This window comes from Vibrio sp. SCSIO 43140 (assembly GCF_023716585.1).
Lineage (GTDB): Bacteria > Pseudomonadota > Gammaproteobacteria > Enterobacterales > Vibrionaceae > Vibrio > Vibrio maritimus_B.
The window spans coordinates 2,233,022-2,256,592 of the sequence record NZ_CP071850.1; the positions used below are offsets into that span (position 1 = coordinate 2,233,022).

Here is a 23,571-nt window from a genome sequence, read left to right on the forward strand (position 1 = left end):
TGGCAAAACGGCGTGAGCAAATACCAATAAAGATAGTTGAAAATCTGTTGCAACATAAGCACCGAGATTTCTACTTCTCTCGGTCGTTTGGGGATGTTTTGAGTTTAATAAAATGTGCTTGTCAATAAAGGAGCCAAAACGCTTTATAGCGTTCATATTTCGATTGCAGTCATAGAGGATATTTACATAGGTTTCGAAGCTTTTACGGTTCTCAATATACTCAATGATACATGGTCGTACCTTCATATAAAGTATGGTTAGAGCCATGAAATTGACCAATGAAACCCAGTAACTATTCATAGGGTTGACCAAGAAGACTACGATACCAAGTTGTAGAACAATGTATCCTAAAATATTCATAAATATTCCCTGTAGCATTACCCTTAGAATCAAACCGCTTCGACTTTCTTTAATGTGATAGTATCATCAACGTCACGGTATAATGTAAGCGTGTCACTATTAATATCGAAAGGTGAGCGCCGTGTCTTATGATCTATAAACCCAAATAGTTCACTACCTTCCATAATCTTGATGGTTTGCCCTTCTATAACATAGCTTGCGACTAGATGGCATTTCTCAGTGTCGCTAAAAGCCTCTATAGTACCCATCTCAGTAAATTTTAAATGGTGATCGCTGGTAGGTGACTTCCATGTTCCAATCAAGCGAGAACCTGGAACTGACATATTTACTCTCTGCATGATGAATAATTGCCAACGCTTATAGCTTCTATACGTTTGGACTCCAACGCTGACAAGTATAATAACCACCATCGATACAATCAGATAGAAAATTAAAGGACTAGTCGGCTCATAGGAAGCCATGCCACATATGGCCAAGATAATTGCCCCTGCGAGCACCTTTTTGTGTTTATCAACTAAAGCCATCCTATTCCTCAGTCTTGTTGTTTATCTAAGAAAAATCTTGATTATCAAATGAACCACAGCGAAACGATGAGACCTTCCATCGTCATTGCGTTACTGTCGAAACGTCCAACCACGTTGCCGTGACCGGTGAATAATTTTGACTCGGCTTTATTGGAGCATTCTAACTTTTCTACTCTGCCACTGAGACTTTTGACCGCTAATGTATCTAGCGCTGGGTTCGGAACAAATGTGATTTCTGCAGTACAACTGGTTCCTGACACATTTACCCCAGCAACCCGATAGAAGTCTTCATGTTGCCCGGAATCAATCACTGACACTGAATGTTTACCCGAGACCATGTACACGAACCCGTCGATTGGCGAGCTTGCTTGAGCAAAACCTGCCGTTAGAGTGAGCACTGATGCCGCGAGAATCGTTTTTAATTTCATATCCCAAGTTCCTTTAGTGTATGTGTCGCTTATTTATACACAAAACAAAACGTGGTTTTAGGGAATAGAGGAGCGAATTTGGCTCGTTAATGGCGTAAATCAAACTGTTTAAGATGTATAATGGCAGGTAACCATACACTACAGATTTCGAGATGATTGACCTAAGCGATTACATGGGGGTCTGGTATAAGGCTGTACTCCACATTGCTCTATTAATATTTGGAAGCGCGTTCGCAAGCCATTTGATATTCGGCGGAGACATCACGAACTATTTAACAGGATGCTTCCTCACAACATGTTTTGTTGCTTCGTGGCCTAGCGTCAAAAACAGTCGAAGAGGAAGTAGGTACATGCAAAATTTCTTTGCTAACAAAGCAATCACCCTAAACCTATACATACCTACTGTACTAGCAGCAATCGTCGCATTTACTTTTATTAGTACGCTCTGATGGATAGGGCGAGGAATATCTGGGACGCACAGCGCAGCGTCATTGCGGCGCAGCGAGTTAATGGGTAACACTTTAACGACGCGGTAACCGCGTCTACGAAACTTTACCCATTAAATTTGCTCTTCACTTTCTTTTACCGGAAATCGGCGTCAATCTTTGACAAGCAAAAACCGACACTTTAAATAATTATTGGGCAACCAAGGCTCACTCGGAGCCGTTTGGCCGAGGGATAGGACATGAAAGGATCAATCGGTCAATGTAACAGGGTGACTTCTGAGTTTAGCCATTATTGACTCAGCACAAATCGTGTGACCTGCTTTCTGAAGTCGCTCGACATGAATCATGAATACTTCTTCTGAAGGCATTTGAGTTAATAGGTGATCGCGTTCGACTTCGGTCATCTCTCGCGTTTTTACAAAAAAATCCACCGCTTTGCGGTATGCCGCAGCGTAACTGCATTGATTTGAGATGCGGAAGGCTTTCTGCGTGCACATACCTTTTCGAGCACCAACGACTATCGCCGGTATGTTGTGGTTAGAATCAAAAGACGTCCATGTAGTAGCAATAGATTCAACAACTTAGAACAAAGTAAAAACCATAAAGCGTCCCAATATGAAACCATAAGGCGTCCCAATTTTTTTCCAACTCAAAATTGTCTCTCAAGCTGAAAGAAAGTTACACCAAGTAAGGTCATAAGTTTGAACTTTGCAGGTTTCGGAGGCTCATTACTTAACGGATAAATCTCTTGAAGATCTCACTGCAACCAACAATAACTATTTTTTATGATGTGTACGATACGGTGGCGCAGATTAAGCGGTTGATTAAGTCTGGGTGGTAGGTAGCTACTTTTGGAAATAGCAAAGCAACCCTGGACAGAACTACTCCATCCCCAATAAGCAAAAACCGCCAAAAGGCGGTTCTCTAAAGGGTGGGATCTCAGCCACATCTCGGCACACAAATCACACGCTGCGGCTGCTGTCTTCCGACCCTGACCGAGTTCACATGCTATTGTTGCGAGAGGACCAAAATCCCATAGATTCTGACGCTTTTCGCGAATGGACATTATTATCAGTATTAATCGCCAAATTGCAAGAACTTATCCGCAGTAAAGCAAACCTCGACAGCTTCTAACTACTGTCTACTAATCAGCAGTTAATTTTGAAACTCCTCTTTATTCTGTCATTCAGAAGTTGAGCTATCTCTGAGTTGAAATCACATCTGAATAGAAAGCACTGAAACAAACTTTTGGACATAAATGAGTTACCGAGGTTGATCATTTATTAATACACGAATAACTATAGGCATTAGAAAATCGCTAGGTGGGGGTATCCTACGTTCTAGTGTGACTTTATATATCACTGTCAAACAGCTTTGTTAGCAGTCAGCCTAATGCTTAACATGGGAAGGTAGCTACCTACCTTTTACTTGAATTAACAAACAAATTAGGATTAAACCGATGCCACTCAATCCAAGTATTGGTATCGACTCGCCAACCACCACCACTGCCAAAGCAGCTGCTACAACAGGTTCAAAAAGTGTAATCAAACTTGCACTACTGGCTGTTACAAACCTTAGGCCAAATCCATAAGCAATATAACCCAACCCCATTGGAATCAACGCCATATAGCCAACTACCAGAATATTGGTTGTTGATGCAAAAAGATTATCTCCAGTAACCAAAAGTGTTGGGAGCAATATTAACGAACCAACCCCAAAAACACTGCCTAAAGCCGATTGGGATTGGACACCCTGCTCAATCAGTATCTTAGCAATCCATGAATAGACGGCATAACACAAACCCGCAATAAAACCCAACAAGATGCCAATCAGTCTCAAGTTATTACTTGTATGGGTTGCAGGTGACTCAGAGAAAATCAACAACATGATGCCTGAAATTCCGACAGAGAAGCTTAGCAACCATTTTTTCGTGATTCTTTTATCTTTGCTAAATAGACACTCAAGTATGGCCGAAAAAAACGGTGCTGTGGCAATAGAAATTACGGTACCAATTGCGACACCAGCCAGCCTCATCGAGGAATAAAATGCTAATGGATAGGCAGCCAAAGCGATTGCGCCAATCGCTAATTTTCTCTTGTGATTCAGAATCTTTTTGAAATCATTTAGCAACTGTTTGCGAGATAGTGCGGCTTGAAAAAGCCCACCAACACCCATTGAAAAAGCGCCTATTGCTAGAGAGCTAATATCTGGAGCTAAACTAGCGACTGTACCTGTAGTACCCCATAAGACTGAAGCAAACAGTATAGAGAAAATGCCAAGCTGATAGGAAGTATAGCGACTGTACAACATAATTATATCTACCGAAAAACTCATAACAAGGCAGAGATTTTAGGCGATTAATCACATCATATTTTTGCTAAAAGGACGCAATAGTTGCTTAAGTAGACGAACTCAAGAACGTGCGAACTCCCTTGGAGACATTCCGTAGTGGGCGGAAAAGCGTCGGCTAAAAGCTGAAAGGTCGCTGTATCCTACTCGCTCAGCTACCCACTGCACAGGTAAGTCAGTATGGGTTAGCAGTGCCTTAGCCTTCTCCATACGTTGCTCAGTGATGTATTTGAGTACACTCATCCCTATGTTTTCTTTGAAGAGCTTCTTGAACTGAGTTGGACTAAGATACGCAACCTTAGCAAGCGACTGAATGGTAAGAGGCTCTGATAACTGTTCATTGATCATCACCTGCACTGCTCGAATCCGTGGATCGTTAGTTCGAGACAACTCTTGTTGTCCCAGCAATAAGATGAAGATATTTACCATCGATGCTTCAATTGCGCTATCCACCTGATATTCAAGTTGCTTTTCAACAAAGTGAATAAAGCTCAACAGAGGGGGAGAGGTCGAAAAAACAGCAAGTTTCTCACTGATCAAATGAGAAGGTAGTTCATCAAGATCAGCTACAATGAATCGCGCTGCTTCATCAGCATTAAACCCATGTGCTACACCTTTTGGGATCACCACGCATTCACCGACACTCACCTTACCCAAAAAACCATCCATATCGATATGAATATTACCTTGAATAGGCAGTACCAGTTGATGATAGCTATCGTGAACATGGCGACTAAGGCTCTTTGTGTAAGTGCGAATACTTAAACTAGTTTTCATATCAACAACAAGTTAGCAAAAAAAAGGGGATCTTCAGCCACTTTCACTCATAACAAAAAGTAGGTCAAGCAGACGCTTCACGTAACTTACAATGGGGCAGAACTGAGCTAGCCAGACGTAACTAGCTCGAATCTAGACAGAAGTGATTTCTTTACGAAAAAATCCTTCAAAGGCGGGTCAACTTTCTAACTGAAGTCGCCGTATTTAAGGCTATTTAGTAACTGCGTTAACTGGTCATGACCTAAGTCGCTTGGTTTGCGTCCTGACAGAACTGGAATGGGTTTTTGCAACCATTCTTCAGCCAATGAGTGACTACCAAAAATTTCAAGTGCTAGTGTTCGAATGTTGCTATTTGCAGTCGAAAGAGGTTTTGTCATGCTGGCTTCTGGCTTACCTCTGTAAATAACGATGATTCAAAGTATACCTGATAAACAAAACTCTCTCACACTTTGAGCAAAAAGCGATAACATATTAACCAAAGAACATCCACATTCACTCTTTTGTTAGCAACACTCAATACGCCTCACTCTTCATGGAATTGCGCCACTACCTAACAAAAAACCATCGAGCCGAAACTCAATGGTTTTGATTATCTACTGCTTGTTCAGCAGGCAGGTTGCTTTCCTCCTGACCTATTCTTAGCTGCCTATGCGGCAGGTCACACCCTAAAATTGCGTGTAATGGGTCATTCTCATTTCTTAGCTGCCTATGCGGCAGGTCACTTTGAGTAAACAGACCTTTACAAACTGTCGTCTTTCTTAGCTGCCTATGCGGCAGATCACCAGCAAGTGTACCGAAACCTAGATCTCCTTGATTTCTTAGCTGCCTATGCGGCAGATCACTATAAAATAAACTTTAGACCATAACCGCCTGATAGTCCTATATTTACGTCACAGAAACCCCAAATATCCTTTTCTACGCCATCTTTTTAACTCACTGTTTTTATTAGAACTAAAATATTAGTCTTAAAAAAGGGTCAAAAGTGAATATCAGGTACGGTTCCTCGTTTATCTTGGTTGGTGGCGAAGCCATAACTATTAAAACTAGCACGGACGCGCTCGCTAACACGTTCTTTTTGAACATGTAAAATGAAGTCCTGCCTAGATGAGCCACTAGAAATTGGAATTCGATGGAAATGTTCAATCTCGCGATCTTCATCTACAACGGGTAATGATTCTACACCTGCTAGTTCTGCTCTAGCCATACTGCGCTTCATTCTTCGCTTTTTAGAACCAATGAAGCTTTTACCTATCCTCTGATTTCGGACGAATCTCACTTCAGGAGCCCCTTCTAGAGCCTCGCTCACTGCTGATAATTCAAATAGTTCCTCTTCTTTCATAACAGAAAAGTAAGGCTGAAAAGACAATCCAATCAAAAGCTCTTTATCTTCTGAAACAAAAGCGATGGTATTACCAATGGAATCTACTCTCCAATTCGGAAAGCTTACCCCTATCTGGTTCATGGACTGTTTATTATTGACCATGAACTTGTGCATTTGGCTAATACACCGCCCTGCAAGTAGGCCACTGTCTACCTGTGCTGGAAGGTAGCGTATACAGAAGTAGTATCTTTGTTTCATGTCGGCTCTCATTTTTTTTTGCTCTTTTTACTACCTGAACCATTAAAAAGGCCACCCTTGACCAATACGGCCATAATGAAGTGAACCTCATTGGGAATAACTTGGGTTTCGTTCATTGTTTTAGTCCAAGCCTCTGTGTCTTTGATCAAATGATAGAAGTCATTTTTTAGCGCAACATGCCTTCTCGCAATCACATATTCTCGGTCAGCACCATACTCATTCACCCGTAGAGGTTTGTCTGCATCTTCATGCCACCAATCATCGATGGATTGCAATGCAGCGCCAACTTTCTGTCCGTGAAACGCAACGGTTTCTTTACCATTTTGCAGTTCTACCGTTGCTAATTTTTTAGTCGGCACCCCATCTTCACTGCTGTCTAGAAATTCTTGGCTCGGGTATATTTCATCTCCCCATCCAACAGACAATTTGGCTCGAATATCCATGTAGAAATACTCAGAACGCTCTGACAACGCGCGAGTAAGATAAGCCGTCAACAGCTCAAGGCTTTGCGTAGATGCTTCATCCCATTGACTATACCAAGAGAGCCTAGTGGCATCCTCCACCACTATTTCTTCTTTGTCGCTCGTCGTCACCTCAATCGACAAACCTCTACACTCTTCATTTCGCCACAGCCATTTACCTGACAAAATATTTTTGGCGTAACGGTGCGCCAACTCTTGGTAGCCATTGAGCTCTTTATAGGTAGCGGCCAGCGACAGCAACGCATCGCGAACACCATCATCATTGCAAAGCTCAGGGCTTAGGGAATTGGCTCGAATACGAAGAGAAAAAGCGCAATAAATATCATCTACCCCAGGGGTAACGTAACACTCTTCAATATACTGAATGTTGGCGTAAGCTAAATCTTGAGGGGCCACGTTTTTAGGAGAGAAATTACTGCCTTTATACGCTTCGGCATATCCGCCTTTTGGTGCTCGTAATCGTGTTCTATCAACACCAATCGGGCACATCTCATCATTCTTTGATAAGTAGTAAAAATACGCCTTCCCTGAGGACAGAGAACGAACATAATTAAGCTGGCTACACAAATCCATAAGCATCTAATTCCTATAGTTTTTTATAAGAATAGTTTCGCCACTGGATTCTAGCGACCAAAACGCTCGCTCAAAATAGTGACCTCGCCCACTAAATCGAACTTCGATCGGATTTACTCGCTTTGCAATCCCTATCGCATTCTCAGCATAGGCATGATGTTCCATTATCGAGTTCGCACGGACTGCCGGTTTTTCTAACAAATGATAACCAAGGGAAACAGGGATGCTATCGCTATCATCGACAATCATTTCTTCAAGTTCATCAAAGTTAATCGGTTGCTGCTCAATAGGGTACAGCCAACGCCCATAAGCCGGAGTACCCTTGATAATATGAAACAGTTCAGATTGGCTGCTAAACGTTGTCAACCAATTAACTTCAGCTGAAATCTGCGGCTGAAATAAATATCCTCCCGCAAAGGCCGTTGGTAACGTTGCTTTTAATTCAGATAAGTAGTCCGACAATCGCTCGCTACCATTGACTCGAATCACCATATCTATCTCTAAATCGGCTAACCTCTCACTGCGAATCGTTGAGCGTTTGGCGTTTGAAACCGTTCGTTTGGTTGCAACCGAGTTCGGCTCGGTCAGTTTTGCAGTAGACCGTATACCTTCACTTCGAACGAAAAATGAGAAGCTTGAAAATTCAAACGGAGAGTCGCTTCCTATCAACAGATTAAACTCTCTTTGATAGTGGTGCATGAAGCCCCAAATGGCCGTAAGTGATGGTGCGCCACACAAATATGGGCAGCTCATCGCTACGACATCTTGAACTCGCATGGAAGAAAGATAAATGTATTGCTCGCTTTGGACCGTCTCATTACTAGTGCTTGGTTTGCTCAGTTGGCTAAGTACCCATACTATCTGAGCTTTAACAACTTGTAGCAGCCTTGGGTGGTAGGCGAACTTATGAGTAAATTTATTCTCCTGAAACGCATAGTGAAGCCGATGGTTAAATTGCGTTGCGAGTGATTTCAGTTCTACTTCTGGCAGCGTCAAAAAATCATGAGCTAAAGGATCGTCATGTTCTAAAAGCTGCTCGCTTGGGATTAAATCGGCTCGGTCTCGCAGTTCAATCAATGGCAGCATCCATAACGCTATCTGCTTTCTTAGGATCTTGCTTTGAACGTTACGTGCTTTGTCTCTTTGCTTTTTGGTTTTAAGGGGTTCGGCGCCAATCATCCTATTGAGCACCTGACAAATCTGATAATTCGTCACCTGATAGTCGTCAAGGTAATGCCCTGTTTTGTTACGACTTGCCGCTAGCGTCCCTTGTGGTGCTGATTTTATCTCAAGCGGATAGTTCATCACCTTCATAAAGCCCCCAAGACTTCCACACAAGCTACCAATACTGGCAGAGTTGGGCAGTGATGACGTCACAAAACTAAACTTACTATCTTTATTACGAGCCCGAACTTCTAACTCTCGCTGTATTGAATTATTCACGACTGGCGTGATACCAACATAATCATCACCGTACGGAAATCGTAATTGCTTGCTATACGAGCTAACTGATGTTGGAAAGGTTGAATCTGGCACTTGTGTGTTAATCGCCTTTTGCAAAGCGACGAGCGATTTGACCTCTAATCCAAACTCTTTCAATAACGCCAACCAAATCGGCTGCCCTTCTCGCACTAGCGTGAGAACATTGGTTGATTTGGATTGCCAACGAAAAGGATTCAATAACCACAATACATGTCGGTAGTATGCTGAGTTGTGCGACCAGCCTAAACTTGGTTCAAGACTTCTTCCGGAGATAAACACTTCATCCGTTGGAAGCGGTTTTGCGATGAGCCTTTGCTCTCTTACGCGACAGTCCGGAAACTTCAAATTGTGCGAGTGAAACCATTTCAACTCTGCCAATGATGACTCTATGTTTTCTGAATCGCTCAAATGGTGCTTCGCACGAACTTTATCTAACCAATCCTTGCATTGATCGCCTTTATGATGAGAGCTGAGGTTAGCTAGTACCGTTAACGCCTCTTCCTCAAGCCCATCAACATCTACGTCGGCAGTGTAAGGCATGAACCATTTTTTCATTGCCGCTTGTTTTACCGCAACATCTTCGATTACCAGCAAATCTGCTAATTTAGTCATGCTTACCACTCCGGTAAATAAACACTAAGCCCATCGGTTTCCGAGCACATACGAGTTAACTTTGTTTCTACAATGCTTCTTAGAGTGAAGGCGGACTCATGGCTGGCTATTTTGGTGTGCATACGCGGCCTGATAGCCGCCTTGATCTCACCGAACTCATACAACCGATACACTTCATCCGTTGTGCAAGAAAGCAATGTAGATGCCTCTAAAGGGCTTAATAGCACATCTGCGATGTTTCCCTTCGATGACGCTGGATTGTCCGCCACAAGCTTAGAAAGCTTATTGAGCATTTCCGTCAAAACTACATTTTTACTTAACTCTCGGCTCGGTAGATGACGACAATCCTTCAGTACACTACCGAAGGCTTCTGAGAAGAACACCTTTCTCCAGTCTTTAATTCGAATAACGTCCGCTTTTTCAACCAACGAATCGAGCTCTTGCTCAAGACTACTAGGCCAGGCTGAGCAGTAATCAACAAATGAGTCAAAGCTAATATCATCGGTGTCACCGTACCGATTTAAATACCAAAGAAGAACACCGAATCGCTCTGATATGGTCATTGCTTTGCTCATCAAACCTGCTTCTAAGCTATTCTCTCCACTTAGCCACTTTGCCGTCATTAATTCCGCGTTCGGTGCTGCTTTAACCTCGCTTTCTCGCAGATCGAAACCACATTCACAATGTGTGATGCTCTCGGTGTTTTGATATTCAAGTAACGATTTGCACTCAGGACAGCGATCAATCAATTCACATTTATGCTTTTCACAAGCTTGGATAGGAACAAAGTGCCAGCTTTGTCGAATATAAGGTTCTTCAGCCAAGCAAAGTGGACAAACCGGCGTAAAACGTTTTCGAAGAAAAGCGAAGGGGTAATCGATTCCAAAACGGTGAACAGCTTTATAATCAGGAGAGAACCCAGATTTAGAGTGGTTTAACGCAAGCCTAAGTACGCCATAATTATTAACCTTAAGTCGCTTTTCAAGTTGGATAAGCACTCTAACCCGCATTTGAGTTGTGGTTTGAGCGTGATAGATATTTACACGATTGAGCTCTAGTGGGAAAGCACCGGGAATGGCTTCATTTGAGTTTAGCGTCTCATACCAAATATCTTCTGCGAAGTGAGAGTAACGCTCATAACCTTGATGCTGGCTCAAGCGCAACAAATAGCTTTCAAGCGATTCATCAGAGTAAAGCTCTATGTTCGTATCCATACAGCACCACTAAAACTTAGAATATCTAAGTTTTAGTGTTAGATTCTTTGGTACAAAAAGCAAATTAAAGTCTGCAAATCTGTTAACCTGATCTGGTGCATCACACTAAGCTGTAACAATCTTCATGACTATCCCAACCTGGTTGGCTGAATGCTATTGACACACAAGCCTAGCTTGCTTTTATCTAAAAGAGTACAGCGCTGGCTGGAACGTTTAACACGAAATTGCCCCATTGCTTGTTAGCTTTTCGTTCAGCAAATTTTTGGATAAAGCGAAATGATGGGGCTCGTTTCGAGTTAGTGTAAGTGATTATTTAAATAAAAGGGCTCCTCTCTTACCTCAAGAGCCCCAAATGCTTAATCGACTTTTAGTACTTGTTGTAAAGTTTCATGTTGCCTGTCTTGTCAAAAGACACCACGTTAAAGTCTTTGTACTCTTGCCCAGGTCGTGCCATTCCCGGCGAATGCTGCGGCATACCAGGAGCGGCAATTCCTGAAATATTTTCAGGTCTCTCCTCAAGCAAACGTTTGATGTCAGATTCAGGAACATGCCCCTCAATCATATAACCATCAATGACAGCTGTGTGGCAGGACATCAATTGATTAGGCATACCAAACTCTTGTTTGACATTACTCCAATCACGAGCATGGTTAACATTTACTTCATAACCTTTCTTCTCCATAATTGCTGCCCATTCCTTACAGCAACCACACGTAGGCGATTTATAAAGCTCTATAACAGGCTTGGCAAAGACGTTAAAACTTAAAATCAAAGATGAAAATGCAATAAGTCTCAATTTTTTACTCATAAAGTTACCTAACTAAAATTTATTTTACGTTAATACTGATGGCTTCATCACCATAACTCAACTCATACACTCCTTTTTCAGGAAGCCACTCAAAGTGCTGAGTTTCATACGGCTCTACACGCAGTGTTAAATGTTTACCAGCCAAAGGGGAGAGATCAATTGACATTGCCTCAAACGTTTTGTTTAGTACCACCAACTGACTCTTCTTGCCGCTATCTATAGAAACTGAGAGTAGCGCCCCCTTGGTACCTTCATACATCCAATCCACTAATTGAAACGTTCCAAGATACTCCATGTAGTCTGCTAGATTTATCTTATCTTGTTCACTTAGTGCGTTACCTAAAAGCTTCATTGTTTGTTCATGCTCTAGGCTATATTTCAGCTCACTTAAGGAGCTACCTCTGATGTTCCCACCAACGTTACCTCCCCCTTGACCATAAAGCCCATGACACGCAATACATCCATATCCCCCAATAGTACGAAAAGTGGACTCACCAGCTGAAATTGTGTATTCCGAAGCATAGGTGTACAAACTCAAACTAAACATACCTGCTACTAGCATGAATGAACGCTTTAACATCATCAGATTCCTATATAGCGCCTATAAACTCACTTTTTTAATCATGCCTGCTTCTGCGCGCCCTGGAATATTGCATTCAACTGCTACGTCGAAGCAGCGATAGTTTGTGGAGTCACGTTCGACCTCATATGAGACAGGGCAGGCTTTTCAAAAGTGCAACTGCACCCCCAAGACTCAGGGGGGTGACTGCTCTGAAGCCGTTTAATTCAAAACCCATTGTTGTTTATCTACGATAAAACGATATGGACATACCTCACCCTCTGCCTTCTAGCAAAAAGAATTGAGGGTTAAATAGTTATGATAGTTGAATTAAACAGAGGGTGGACGCAGTAAGCTTTGAATACGAGTTACTGTAACGCCTATTTTGATTGGGTGACGCAGAGCTAAATCAGGTTCAGATATATTGATTAAGCGAGAAGATGAGAGTGGAAAGAATACGCTAGAACACACGCTTTTACAGCAATCGCCACCAAATACAGACGAGCTATCACAATGAGTAGAGCTTTCACTCTCTGCCATTTCCATCGGTTGGCAGTCTATCATCGCATGATGACTTGCTGTTTTCTCAGTCATTCCCATCGATTCATGATGAGAAAGTTTAGGTTGAAGTGAAGAGGTCGATATTGGACTCATGTCCATCATTGGCATACTCGAGACATAGCTAGACATCAACATTGCTAAGATGCTGATAATCAAAATGCTTGTCTGTCTCAGAGTGTTTGTCATGTCGTACCTTTTACTATGCGTTCATAATACAGTATAGAAACTGTCGGGCAATAGTGTTCTTTAAAACTTGTTGGAATTAAGAGTTGTTAAAAATAAAGACGAACTCAGTTCGCTCATCCTTCGCATTCACCAAGATATCCCCGCTATGCGCTTTCATGATCGCTTTCGCTATCGGTAACCCTAATCCAGCACCAACACTTCCGTTATGAACACGCGATTTATCGGAACGATAGAACCGTTCAAATATATAGGGCAAAGAGCTTACAGGAATAGGCTCACCAACATTGCTGATTGTCACCTTGTTGCTCGTTTCTGATTCGGAGATTACTATCGATATATCCGTATTATGAAAACAGTGCCTCAACGCATTAGACAATACATTGCCAAATGCGCGTTGAAGCATATCTTTGTCACCGAACAGAGTTGACGAACCATCGAGCGTAAGTCGAACGTTTTTCTCTTCCGCCAACACCTCATAGTATTCAAGTAAAGGGTTAATTACTTCTCCCAACTCTAACTCTGCCTCGTTCTTATGCAGAAGCCTATTCTCAGATTTAGCTAGGTACAGTGTATCCGAAATGGTCTTATTGAATCGTTCTAGCTCTTCGATGTTCGATACTAAAATGTCTTGGTACTCTTCAATGGAGCGCTCCATACCAAGTGCCACTTGAGTCTGGGTCATGATATTATTCAACGGTGTTCTTAACTCATGAGCAATATCGGATGAAAATTCACTCAACCTGAGGTGACCTTCTTGCAACCTCTCTAACATTTCATTTTGAGAAATAATTAAGTTGCTTAACTCCTTCGGAAGTGCGTCACTTGGTATACGCATGCTGAGGTTGCTTGTGTTCACTTGCGCGATATACTCTTTTAATTGTTTCAGTGGCTGTAGTCCATTTCTAACAATAATTAATGCGTAAGCACCCGACAAACTCAGTGTCAAAACTAATGTCCAAAATAGAATAGTATTTAGCTTGTCGAAAAACACCTTATGGTGAGTCACATCCATTGCAAGAACAACCGCGCCACCTTCTATCTCTGGATAATCAAACTTAAAAGCATGAAAACGGTTATTGCCTACACTCCATTCATATGAGGAGCTGCCTATCAGCTCAATAGGAAAGTCAATAGTTTCATTATTTGTTTGCACCACCTGTTTGTTGTTTAATATCCAGGCGGAAATATCCCAAGAATGGAACAAGTCTAGATCACGCTCAACAGTATCTATCAAAGGGCGGAGTTTTGTCTCTAGGTGCCTATAGTCCTGTTCATTAAAGTGGTTCTTGATAGCGTGTTGGATCGTTAAAGCAAACACGACTAAAACCACAAAAGAGGCTGTGACAAACATAAACACCAGTTTGCGTGCGATTGATTGATTTAGTAATTTTTTCATTCTTCGGCGTCATCAAGCTTGTACCCCATACCTCGCACGGTCTGGATAAGTTTGATCTGATAAGGTTTGTCGATTTTCGACCTCAATCTTTTCACTGCTGCATCAATGACATTCGTATCACTATCAAAGTTCATATCCCAAACAGCGGACGCTATCTGAGTGCGAGTGACGACTTGACCTCTTTTCGCAAATAGATATTCCAACAAAGAAAACTCTTTTGCTGTCAGAGGGATCGTGTCATTGTTACGAGTTGCCTTTCGTTTAAGCAAGTCGAGGCTCAAATCAGCAATACATAGAACAGACTCAGTTTTGATTGTGGTAGTTTGATGACGTAAGGCATTTTTGACCCTAGCAAGTAATTCGATAAAGGCAAAAGGCTTAATAAGGTAATCATTCGCTCCAAGTTCAAGTCCTTTTACTCGATCTTCAACCTGATCTTTAGCAGACAGTATAATAACAGGTGTAGGAATGTCACTGCTGCGAAGCGTCTGCAATAACTGCCACCCATTCAGTTTTGGTAGCATAATGTCTAAGACTATCAGGTCATAATCATTGGTGGTAGCTAAGTATAGAGCATCAACACCGTCGGTAGACAGATCTACAGTGTAGCCTGATTCAATTAAGCCCTTTTTAAGGTAAGCTCCTGCTTTCTCTTCATCTTCTACAACAAGTAACTTCATATTAGAAAAATGCCTTGATTTCCTAGGATGTTATACATCGAGCTTGTGATTATATGATGGGCTAGAAATTTGATTTTTTCTATTATTATCAAATAATAAAACATTTCTTATGACAGAGGTAACCCCATTTCCTTCTTTTGACACACATAGAGTATCTAGTAATGCACCAACTAAAGTCTGAGTATGGTTATGACCAATGAAAATATCTAGTTGATAATGTGTGTTTAAAGCATGGGTATCAATTAGGTTCGCATGACTTCCACGCCCTTGTACTTGATAAATCGTGAAGTCTCGAACACCTTCCTCTGAAAGGATACGTTCTATATCTTCAAGCTTTTGTTCCTGTAATATTACCGAAATTTTATCAATCATAGTTGCTCCTTAGCTCCTAGAGCAAATTGATGCTCTAGGAGCTCTACTGAGATTAGTTGTTGCTATCTCGTCCTTGATAATGAACATTAAGATGTACTTTGGCTACATACTCTATCTGACCTTGATTATTCAACCTTTCCTGAACAGTGACATACCCTTCATCTTCTAGGTGAGTTTTATTTCGTGCACCACCATAAGATATGAAAGGAACCAGAGCACTGAAATCTGGCCCGCTCATACCCTTAAACTCTGACAGTTTTTCAGCTCCTAATGTGTATGCTTGTTGTTTAGAGCTCACGGCATCAATAGAAACTGTTCTATGAACAACTCGGCTCACATAATTACCACCGGAAGACAATGGCTGTGCAAATGTTGCGGCACTGGTAAGTATAATAAAACTAGTTAATAGAGTTTTGACTAATGGGTTCATTATTATTTCCTTCTCTGTTTTGGTGCCTTCAGTTTAACCAAACCAGTGTGACTGTTTTCGGCACTCAAACATGACACTTTTGTCATTTTGAGATTTAGGTGGGAGATAAACAATAGACTTTTCACCGCACCGCAACAAAACCAAGCAACTCAATAAGCAGCCTTGCAGTAACTGAGATGAATCTTGTAGCTCTAAACAATAAAGAGCCGCCCAGCTAGCGCTGGCGGCTCCTATTTACTAAAAAAAGTAACGGGCATCACTTTTTCTGATTCCAAGTATTTCATTGGTTCAGCTACTCATCGTTTTTTTGCACTCTTCTGGCATGTCTTCCATGTTCATGCTTTGCATCATTTGCATGTGTTCCATCATCCCTTCGTGATCCTTCACTTGATCCGTATGAGGTCGATTAACATGTACTTTCTCATTCTGCACGGCATGGTGGTCTCGATGCTGATCATCGATGGAACTTGTCGCTAGCACTGGCATCGCAACTAAGCCACTTAATAACACTGATATATATAACTTTTTCATAAAATCACCTACCCCTTACTTATGCTTTGAACTGTGGATCGTTTTCAATCTTTGCCACCGATTGCTCGTTGGTTTCGGCGTCTTTCTTTTCACTTGGCATCATCATCTTCATCATTAAACCGTGCATCGCTAAACAGATGATTAACGGAACAATCGCACTACTCAGGTATGCCCAACTAAACACCTCTTGACTAGAAGAGAGAATAAACACTGGAATACCTACCATTAATAACGCACATAGAATCATCATCCATCCATGACCTTTATGATGACCATTCTTGTGACAATCAGACTTTTTGCTTTTCATTCTCATGCTCTCCAAAGTTACTCTAACTCGTTTAACTGAGACACAGTTTATCGCAGCACTTAGATCAGTAATGGGGAGGGGTTCATGACAATTTTGTCATCTTAGCGGTTCTTCTTACCCCAAAACCACCAGACTATAAATATGATTGCTGTAAGACCTAAAAAATTGACTAACATGATACTACTCCTCATTGGTTGTAGGGGCTGGAGGTGGTGTATACAAGCGCAAGCGATTCGCATTGGTTACGACGGTAACAGAGGACAGTGACATCGCTGCCCCAGCGATGATCGGACTTAATAACCAACCCGTGAACGGAAACAGAAGCCCTGCTGCCACAGGAATACCTAAGCTGTTATAGATAAATGCCCCCCACAAGTTCTGCTTGATGTTCTTCATTGTGGCAGTACTGATCCCAATCACATCTGAGATGCCGTGGAGCGAGCTGCGCATCAAGGTAATATCGGCACTTTCAATTGCGACATCCGTACCACTGCCAATAGCAAAGCCAACGTCTGATTGAGCAAGTGCTGGCGCATCATTGATACCATCACCGACCATGCCAACAACATGCCCTTGCGCTTGCAACTGCTTAATCCAGTGAAGCTTATCTTCAGGCATCAATTCCGCGTGATATTCATCAACATTCGCGAGTGATGCCACCGCTTTCGCTGTATTGTGGTTATCCCCCGTTAGCATCACGACATGGATGCCTTGCTGATGAAAACGATTTATCGCACTTCGAGCATCATCTCGAATCGGGTCACTGATACCGAACAGCGCTTGTACTTGATCGCCTATCGCAAAATACACCACTGTGTTGGCTTCTTGCTCCCACTGCAATGCATGCTCTGTTACCGATTCAACATTGACGTTAAACTGGTTCATCAGCTTGCGATTGCCAAGCAACACGCGTTGACTCTCATACTGAGCCTGAACACCAAGTCCGGTTAATGACTCGAAATCTGATACTTCTGGTAGGCTCGCTTCATCAAGAACCTCATTTTGAGTAAATGCGATTAACGCTTTAGCTAGTGGATGGTTAGACCCTTTCTCCAAAGCATTAACCAGAGGCAGAAGCTCTGAATCCTCTGACAACGAGACAAAATTTGTTACTTCAGGTTTACCTTGAGTAATCGTGCCGGTTTTATCCAATACGACGACATCCAATTCACTGGCTCTTTGCAGCGCTTCTCCATTTCGGATTAGCCCACCAAACTCGGCAGCCTTACCGACACCGATCATAGTAGAAATCGGCGTTGCTAGACCAAGTGCACATGGGCATGCGATGATCAACACCGAGGTAGCTGCCACTATCATATAAACTAAAGAAGGTTGGGGGCCAAAGTTATACCAAGTCAGCGCTGTCAGAATCGATAGAATCATCACGGTTGGTACAAACACCGAAGACACTTTATCGGCTAGATGGCTGATTGGTGGCTTTGAGTTTTGCGCGTTCGACACCATACTGATGATCTGAGCAAGAACGGTATCACTGCCCACTTTCTGCGCCTCAAAAACGAAACTTCCGTGGTCATTAATCGTCCCTGCAGACACTGAGTTGCCCACTTGTTTAACAACAGGAATTGGCTCTCCAGTGAGCATAGACTCATCAACCGTTGTCTCACCTTCTACAATCACACCATCAACAGGAACTTTTTCACCGGCTCTAACGCGGATCAAGTCGCCTGCGATAACTCGTTCAATCGGTATAGATATCTCTTTGCCGTCACGAATCACCATGGCAGTTTTGACTCTCAAATCAAGCAAACGCTTGATAGCCTGCGAAGTTCTGCCCCGCGCCTTTAACTCAAGCGCCTGTCCTAAATTGATTAAACCAATGATCATGGCAGTAGCTTCAAAGTAAAGATGCCTTGCACTTTCTGGAAGCCACTGCGGCCCGACTACGACCACCATTGAATAGAGCCAGGCGGTACCCGTTCCCAGCGCTATCAACGTATCCATGTTCGCATTACGGTTCAGAAAGGCCTTCCAAGCTCCAGTAAAAAAGTGCTTGCCCGCACGGACTAAAATGAAAAATGTCACTAAACCTACGGCCAACCACAGCAACTGCTCAGATTGCGTATTGACATTCATTGGTCCGCCGAACAGGCCGTATACCATCAACGGCACGCCGAGACCAAGACCAATAACGCTTTGTTTTACTTTAAAGCGATACTCCTCAGCTTCACGCTCTTCTTTGAGGTCGCTTGCTAACGCCTGATCGACAATTTCTTCTGCGTCATATCCTGCGCCTTGTATCGCCTCAATTAGTACGCTGGCAGGCTGACTTGAAACCACAGTCGCCGTGCGATTCGCAAAGTTCACGTCAACAGAGCCGACTCCTGACACCGATATAAGCGCACCTTCAATCGTATTAACACAACTTGCGCAAGTGACACCGATTAATGATAGCTCAATACTGACATCCACCGCCTGTGTTGTTTTCACTTTATTCGATTTAATGACATCCGTAGCTTGTGAATGTGTGTCATCAGTGCTGCCGCTATAACCCTGTTCGACTAATACGCTTTCAATTTCATCGCCGTTCAAACTACTATTCACCACCAATGTTTGCTTGTTTAAATCAACAACGACTTGAGCAGTAGCGTCCAGTTCAGCTATTGCATTAGTGATTTTACCTACACAGTGTTGGCAAGTAACATTAGATACTGATGTACGATACTCTTGTTGCATAGGTATTGAAGCCACATACCCTAGCTTTGCAATGACTTCTATCGCGCTTTCCGGCATTAACGTGGTAATAAGCTCTGCTCTGTGTTTTGTATCATTAATAGTGAAAGATACATCCGGGTCTCTTTCACGTAACCCATCTACAATTTTAGCGACACATCGGCCACAATTAACGCCGGAAAGTGCTAGAGAATACTGTGTGGTGTTCATGTTAGTTTTCCTCGGGTAAAACTTGATGGTGCTTCTCAGACCAGTCCTCGATTAGGCAACACAATGCGTTGCCGTTGGGCTCCATATCCGGTTTTTCATCCCACTCTGTGTAAGTCGCTTCCATCATGGCTAAATGGCGTTGGTATTCTTGGATCTTTTGCTTGGTTTCTACGATTTTATCAGTCAGCATTTGCCTAACAGCAGGGCAAGGAGCCTGCCCTTGCTCAGAGTAATCAATGATTTCTTGAATCTGACTAAGGCTAAAACCAATAGTTCTTGCATGAGAAATGAACTTCAGGCGACTAACCGCACTTTGCTGGTATATCTTGTAGCCATTGTTAGGATCTCTCTCTGCATAAAGAAGACCTTTTCGAGTGTAAAACCTGACTGTTTCAGCGGTCACACCTGCTGCTCTCGCAATTTCAGTTGTCAACATAACAAACTCCTCTGAAGGTTTAATGCGCATGAGACTTTATTCGTTTATGTTGCTAGCCAAAAATCAATGCGACTAAAAATATAATCATAAATAACCCGATGAACAGTTTTAACAACAATTTAGGGTCACTGCTCCCACCATTTGGGGCTTTGTTACAACAACTCATAATTCTCTCCAATTCGTTGCTAATGTGTATTAGTTGTAGCTTAAAACCTATGTGTTAGACATAGGTCAAGCATATTGAGAAAAAATTTAAGAGGAATTTTATTGATGAGGGATGAATTGGAAGCTAATTACAATAATGTAATGAACATTAACTCTAAATGGCTTGGGGTTTTTTCGGATTCAGATAGTGCCACGAATCGCCTAACAACATAGCTAAAAACACTAGAGTTTCTCTGCAACGCTCCCGGCCCAGTCTAAAGTAGATTCAGTTGGAATACCTGTCGGGTGCACCTCTACTGACTTAGGGGGAGATATGCCATATGCTTTTTGAAGCCAAACATGGCATCCATTTCTAGTGCTGGCCATCCAAGAGACTTTGTAACCACGCCTTGTTTGATTCGATAAAACGGTTCGTGAGCTGGGTTATCGATTCGGTAATAGTTAAAATGTCACAGAGCAGCTTACCGTATCAATTAAGCCGTCACTTGGTTTGGCTATGCGTTGTTTTACTTATATCTCTCTCGATATTGCTTTACTTTGCGTTGGATAAGCATTTTACGGAAATGTATGACAGTGCGTTGGCCGAAACAGCGCAGCATATCTTGCCGATTGCTGTCATCGAACTGTTCAATAACTCCGAGGAAGCCCTAACGCAGCACACGGTTCCACTAAAGGAACATAGCGAACATCCCACCTATGCAGTTAAGGCAAGTAACAATGATCTCTTATTGTAGTCTCATCAAGCTGAACCTCAACGTTTTCCAGCTCTGGGGCAAGAAGGCTTTTGCTTGTGCATTATTGAAATAGTCCTTATTCCTAGGTACCTCGGTCGTAAAATCAGAAAGAGCACTATATGTTGCAACTCTCAATCCACTGCTAGGATATCTTTTTAATTCTTCTCTCAACTAAATAATTCCTCAGAGCGACCTCAAGGTCTCTTTTTATCAGTGGTTTGGCTATCACAGTGTCTACACCGCTAGCCACGAATTCTTCTCTATTCTCACTAATCACGTCAGCGGTCCAACCAAATATAAGTATCTGTTCTCCATAACGTTTCCTTAACTCTGATGCTGCCGTTGGTCCATTCATTACTGGCATGTGGTTATCTAGAATAACCAAATTGAATCGTGCAGGATTAAACATCTCTAGACACTCTGCGCCATTTGAGCAACTCTCTACTTCGATACCCAACGATTGACAAAATTTCGCTGCAACTATCCTGTTTATAGCGTTGTCATCAACGAGTAGAACACGATAAGAAGAAAAGTCGACGTGTGCGACCTCATGGGTTTCCTCGTTTTTCTTTTCGTTAACAATGGAGGGGAGTGGGAGCAAAACTGTGAATGTCGAACCTTGTCCTACTTTACTGTCAACCAGAATTTCGCCTCCCATAAGTTCGACGAGGCTTCTGACAATCGATAGCCCCAAGCCTGTCCCTCCGAATTGGCGCGTAGTAGACGCTTCAGCTTGTTCGAACTTCTCAAAAACACTATCTAATCGTTCTGGTGTAATACCAATGCCTGTATCTTTTACTTCAAACCGACACATCCCACCGCCAGTGACCTCAACGTTGATAACGATACTTCCTTTTTGTGTGAACTTTAAAGCGTTACCTACCAAGTTGAGCAGAATTTGTCTTAACCTTACTTGGTCACCGATGAACTGAGTACTTGGAGGTGTATTGTCGATGACTTCGAATAGTAATCCTTTTTCAGAGCAGAGACTCTGATACGTATTTTTAACGGGCGATAGAATCTCTGTCATCTTGAACGGAGAGTGCTCTAGTGTGAGAGCTTCATTCTCGATTTTAGAAATATCGAGTATATCGTTTAAAATGGAAACAAGGTGATTGCCTGAGCTCAAGATTAACTGTAGAACCTCTCGATGGTTAGGGTCTGTAATTTCTTTCTCTAGAATTTGAGTAAGTCCCAGAACGCCGTTCATTGGCGTCCTTATTTCATGGCTCATGGTTGCTAAGAAAGCGGACTTAGCCTCGTTAGCTGCATTGGCAACTCTGGCCGTATTTGTAAGCGTATTCTCAAGCTTTTTATACTCTGTTACATCTCGTTCAATAGCAATAAAGCGGTCAAGGTTACCATTCTCATCAGAAATAGGAGTGATATCTATGTCAACCCAATACTCTCGACCTTGCGAATCATAATTTAAAATCTCAGCTTTAATTGGTAGGCCTTTAGCTAATGATTTAGCAATCCTTTGTTTAGTCGACTCTTCGGTTTTTTCTCCTTGGAGAAAGTGCCCCGGCTTTTTACCTTGAACACTTTCTAGTGCGTAGCCTGTCATTTCCTCAAATGCACGGTTTACCCACTCTATTGTTCCCTTTTTGTCTGTTATTACAACGGCATCTCGTGCAGCTTTAACAACTGTAGCGAGTAACTTGCTCTCTCGTTCTCTTTCAATTAGTTCAGCGTTTTTTTGTGCAAGTTCCTTTTGAGATGCTTCTAACTCTCGGTGTGGATTTACAAGAACTTTATTACCGGCAAACAGCACTAACACGAAGCTTACTCCAATCACGATCGCTATTGCCGTATAGATGTGAGTCATAAAGTGATCGACTTGTGATTTGATGAAAGCGGGATTGAGACCTTGCATTAGAGTTAAACCAGCGGTAGCAATTTTTACATCGTTCACAAGCCAAGACTCAAGAGCATTTTGGCGCACGTAGTCTGAAACGGAGCCTTGTGTCAGCGCGTACCAGCGCTCCTTGGGATCAATGAGTTCCCCGAAAAGCTCGTCATAATCAACAGGAGTCTCACCAAATACCATTCCGATAAATTTGTCGCCTACCATTATGGGCATGAATATTTTAATGCAAATATGCTCAGTGTCATTGTGTAATAAGTAGACCGGTGGGGGCTTCAATAAATCAGATGCTTGAGCTTTCATGGTATTAAAAATGTCAATTTCGTTGGCTCGAGAGGGGTGTCGAAATTTGTCTTCATAAAGCACTTTTCGGTCTTTGTTAAAGACTGCGAACAGAACTGATCTGTTGTCACCCTCATAGCGATGTAGCGTTGCATCTAAGTTTATCTCTTTGTCATCGCTGAGAAGAGAGATAATGTCTTTGTTGCTAGATGCTAATTGAACACGAGCTTTGGCGTTATCAAGGTACTCTTCTACAAACAGTTTAGCTGCGTGCAATTCTAGTTTGGTTCCACTGTTCTGGAGAGAGCTAATAGCGCTCTGGGCTTCACGACCTAAAATGCCTATGGATGCAATGGTAAAGACGCATATCACAAAGATTGTGTAGATTAGTACAAGAGTCTTTCCACTTAGTCCTTTAAGCATCATCACGTTACTCCCTTTTTTAAGCTTATTGACTTTAATTTAGGTTATTTGAAGTGATAAGCAATAACTTGTCATTGGTATAGGCTGCAGGTAGTAACGATATTAAC

23 protein-coding genes and 1 other RNA gene are annotated in these 23,571 nt (G+C 42.3%); 1 reads left to right on the forward strand and 23 read right to left on the reverse strand.

What is annotated here, in order from left to right:
* Window positions 1–389 precede the first annotated feature (389 nt).
* From J4N45_RS10635 to J4N45_RS10740, 22 genes are all read right to left on the reverse strand, one after another.
* The gene (locus J4N45_RS10635) at window positions 390–884 is read right to left on the reverse strand and encodes a hypothetical protein (protein WP_252011384.1); all 495 of its coding nucleotides are present in this window, start codon (window positions 882–884) and stop codon (window positions 390–392) included.
* 44 nt (window positions 885–928) lie between these two features.
* Window positions 929–1,312 carry a hypothetical protein gene (locus tag J4N45_RS10640; protein ID WP_252011385.1) on the reverse strand — a complete coding sequence of 128 codons (384 nt, stop codon included), beginning with the start codon at window positions 1,310–1,312 and terminating at the stop codon, window positions 929–931.
* 694 nt (window positions 1,313–2,006) lie between these two features.
* The gene (locus J4N45_RS10645; protein WP_252011386.1) at window positions 2,007–2,255 is read right to left on the reverse strand and encodes a hypothetical protein; all 249 of its coding nucleotides are present in this window, start codon (window positions 2,253–2,255) and stop codon (window positions 2,007–2,009) included.
* Window positions 2,256–2,692: 437 nt separating this feature from the next.
* Window positions 2,693–2,789, reverse strand: an RNA gene (gene ffs / locus J4N45_RS10650) — signal recognition particle sRNA small type.
* A 382-nt stretch (window positions 2,790–3,171) separates the two neighbouring features.
* Entirely contained in the window at window positions 3,172–4,068 is an 897-nt protein-coding gene (locus tag J4N45_RS10655; RefSeq protein ID WP_252011387.1) for a DMT family transporter, read from the reverse strand.
* Window positions 4,069–4,170: 102 nt separating this feature from the next.
* Window positions 4,171–4,884: a helix-turn-helix domain-containing protein gene (locus tag J4N45_RS10660; RefSeq protein WP_252011388.1), complete on the reverse strand. Its 714-nt coding sequence runs from the start codon at window positions 4,882–4,884 to the stop codon at window positions 4,171–4,173.
* Window positions 4,885–5,069: 185 nt separating this feature from the next.
* Window positions 5,070–5,261, reverse strand: coding sequence for an antitoxin Xre/MbcA/ParS toxin-binding domain-containing protein (locus J4N45_RS10665; protein WP_252011389.1), 192 nt, complete (start codon window positions 5,259–5,261; stop codon window positions 5,070–5,072).
* A 599-nt stretch (window positions 5,262–5,860) separates the two neighbouring features.
* Window positions 5,861–6,463: a type I-F CRISPR-associated endoribonuclease Cas6/Csy4 gene (gene cas6f / locus J4N45_RS10670; protein WP_252011390.1), complete on the reverse strand. Its 603-nt coding sequence runs from the start codon at window positions 6,461–6,463 to the stop codon at window positions 5,861–5,863.
* An 8-nt stretch (window positions 6,464–6,471) separates the two neighbouring features.
* On the reverse strand, window positions 6,472–7,518 hold the full coding sequence (gene csy3, locus J4N45_RS10675) for a type I-F CRISPR-associated protein Csy3 (protein ID WP_252011391.1): 1,047 nt from the start codon (window positions 7,516–7,518) through the stop codon (window positions 6,472–6,474).
* A gap of 6 nt (window positions 7,519–7,524) precedes the next feature.
* Window positions 7,525–9,612 (reverse strand): type I-F CRISPR-associated protein Csy2, encoded by a 2,088-nt coding sequence (locus J4N45_RS10680; protein ID WP_252011392.1) that lies wholly within the window; start codon window positions 9,610–9,612, stop codon window positions 7,525–7,527.
* A 2-nt stretch (window positions 9,613–9,614) separates the two neighbouring features.
* Complete coding sequence (locus J4N45_RS10685; protein WP_252011393.1) at window positions 9,615–10,826, reverse strand: TniQ family protein; 1,212 nt, start codon at window positions 10,824–10,826, stop codon at window positions 9,615–9,617.
* 367 nt (window positions 10,827–11,193) lie between these two features.
* Window positions 11,194–11,634 carry a DUF411 domain-containing protein gene (locus J4N45_RS10690; RefSeq protein ID WP_038222657.1) on the reverse strand — a complete coding sequence of 147 codons (441 nt, stop codon included), beginning with the start codon at window positions 11,632–11,634 and terminating at the stop codon, window positions 11,194–11,196.
* Between the two features lie 19 nt (window positions 11,635–11,653).
* On the reverse strand, window positions 11,654–12,214 hold the full coding sequence (locus tag J4N45_RS10695; RefSeq protein WP_252011394.1) for a hypothetical protein: 561 nt from the start codon (window positions 12,212–12,214) through the stop codon (window positions 11,654–11,656).
* Between the two features lie 309 nt (window positions 12,215–12,523).
* Window positions 12,524–12,940, reverse strand: a complete 417-nt coding sequence (locus tag J4N45_RS10700; RefSeq protein WP_252011395.1) for a hypothetical protein — start codon at window positions 12,938–12,940, stop codon at window positions 12,524–12,526.
* 76 nt (window positions 12,941–13,016) lie between these two features.
* Window positions 13,017–14,336 (reverse strand): heavy metal sensor histidine kinase, encoded by a 1,320-nt coding sequence (locus J4N45_RS10705; protein WP_252011396.1) that lies wholly within the window; start codon window positions 14,334–14,336, stop codon window positions 13,017–13,019.
* The gene (locus J4N45_RS10710; protein ID WP_252011397.1) at window positions 14,333–15,016 is read right to left on the reverse strand and encodes a heavy metal response regulator transcription factor; all 684 of its coding nucleotides are present in this window, start codon (window positions 15,014–15,016) and stop codon (window positions 14,333–14,335) included. The genes J4N45_RS10705 and J4N45_RS10710 overlap by 4 nt, the downstream gene beginning before the upstream one ends.
* Window positions 15,017–15,046: 30 nt before the next feature.
* Complete coding sequence (locus J4N45_RS10715; protein WP_252011398.1) at window positions 15,047–15,388, reverse strand: P-II family nitrogen regulator; 342 nt, start codon at window positions 15,386–15,388, stop codon at window positions 15,047–15,049.
* Window positions 15,389–15,440: 52 nt separating this feature from the next.
* The gene (locus J4N45_RS10720; RefSeq protein WP_006072866.1) at window positions 15,441–15,818 is read right to left on the reverse strand and encodes a DUF3316 domain-containing protein; all 378 of its coding nucleotides are present in this window, start codon (window positions 15,816–15,818) and stop codon (window positions 15,441–15,443) included.
* Window positions 15,819–16,106: 288 nt separating this feature from the next.
* Window positions 16,107–16,349: a hypothetical protein gene (locus J4N45_RS10725; protein WP_252011399.1), complete on the reverse strand. Its 243-nt coding sequence runs from the start codon at window positions 16,347–16,349 to the stop codon at window positions 16,107–16,109.
* Between the two features lie 19 nt (window positions 16,350–16,368).
* Window positions 16,369–16,656 carry a hypothetical protein gene (locus J4N45_RS10730; RefSeq protein ID WP_006072868.1) on the reverse strand — a complete coding sequence of 96 codons (288 nt, stop codon included), beginning with the start codon at window positions 16,654–16,656 and terminating at the stop codon, window positions 16,369–16,371.
* A gap of 180 nt (window positions 16,657–16,836) precedes the next feature.
* Entirely contained in the window at window positions 16,837–19,557 is a 2,721-nt protein-coding gene (locus J4N45_RS10735; RefSeq protein WP_252011400.1) for a heavy metal translocating P-type ATPase, read from the reverse strand.
* Window position 19,558: 1 nt separating this feature from the next.
* Window positions 19,559–19,993, reverse strand: a complete 435-nt coding sequence (locus J4N45_RS10740; RefSeq protein WP_252011401.1) for a MerR family DNA-binding protein — start codon at window positions 19,991–19,993, stop codon at window positions 19,559–19,561.
* Between the two features lie 611 nt (window positions 19,994–20,604).
* On the opposite strand from J4N45_RS10740, the gene J4N45_RS10745 reads away from it, so the two are divergent.
* The gene (locus tag J4N45_RS10745; protein ID WP_252011402.1) at window positions 20,605–20,892 is read left to right on the forward strand and encodes a hypothetical protein; all 288 of its coding nucleotides are present in this window, start codon (window positions 20,605–20,607) and stop codon (window positions 20,890–20,892) included.
* A gap of 142 nt (window positions 20,893–21,034) precedes the next feature.
* On the opposite strand, the gene J4N45_RS10750 is transcribed toward J4N45_RS10745, so the two are convergent.
* Window positions 21,035–23,467, reverse strand: a complete 2,433-nt coding sequence (locus tag J4N45_RS10750) for a PAS domain-containing hybrid sensor histidine kinase/response regulator (protein ID WP_252014684.1) — start codon at window positions 23,465–23,467, stop codon at window positions 21,035–21,037.
* Between the last annotated feature and the right edge of the window lie 104 nt (window positions 23,468–23,571).